This is a genomic window from Metamycoplasma neophronis (assembly GCF_006491995.1).
GTDB classification, from domain to species: Bacteria; Bacillota_I; Bacilli_A; order Mycoplasmatales; family Metamycoplasmataceae; genus Metamycoplasma; species Metamycoplasma neophronis.
This window is the reverse complement of record NZ_VHHP01000058.1, coordinates 1-565: the sequence shown is the minus strand read 5'-3', so window position 1 is coordinate 565 and position 565 is coordinate 1. Positions and strand designations below refer to the sequence as shown.

Annotated in this window: 1 protein-coding gene; it reads left to right on the top strand. The window is 67.3% G+C overall.

Going from position 1 to position 565, the window contains the following annotated elements:
- On the top strand, window positions 1-373 hold a 373-nt coding region (locus FJR74_RS08515), incomplete at its 5' end, for an MlaD family protein (RefSeq protein WP_211333947.1).
- Between the last annotated feature and the right edge of the window lie 192 nt (window positions 374-565).

The window sequence follows — 565 nt, the reverse complement described above, 5'->3', positions numbered from 1 at the left end:
TCTCGATCCGCTGGTGGCGCTGATCGACCGGGCAGGACCGGTGCTGGATTCGCAGACCCACACCTCGGATGCGATCGCGGCCTGGGCGGCACAGCTGGCCGCAGTCACCGGCCAATTGCAGACACACGACTCGGCGGTCGGCGATCTCATCGACCGGGGCGGTCCGGCGTTGGGGGAGACGCGCCAACTGCTCGAGCGGCTACAACCCACCGTGCCCATCCTGCTGGCCAACCTGGTCAGCGTCGGCCAGGTCGCACTCACCTATCACAACGACATCGAACAGCTGCTGGTGGTGTTCCCCATGGCCATCGCCGCCGAACAGGCCGGCATCCTGGCCAACCTCAACACCAAGCAGGCCTACCGGGGCCAGTAGCTGAGCTTCAACCTCAACCTGAACCTGCCGCCGCCGTGCACCACCGGCTTTCTGCCGGCCCAGCAGCGGCGCATTCCCACGTTCGAGGACTACCCGGATCGCCCGGCCGGTGATCTGTACTGCCGGGTGCCCCAGGATTCGCCGTTTAACGTGCGCGGCGCCCGCAACATCCCCTGTGAAACCGTGCCGGGC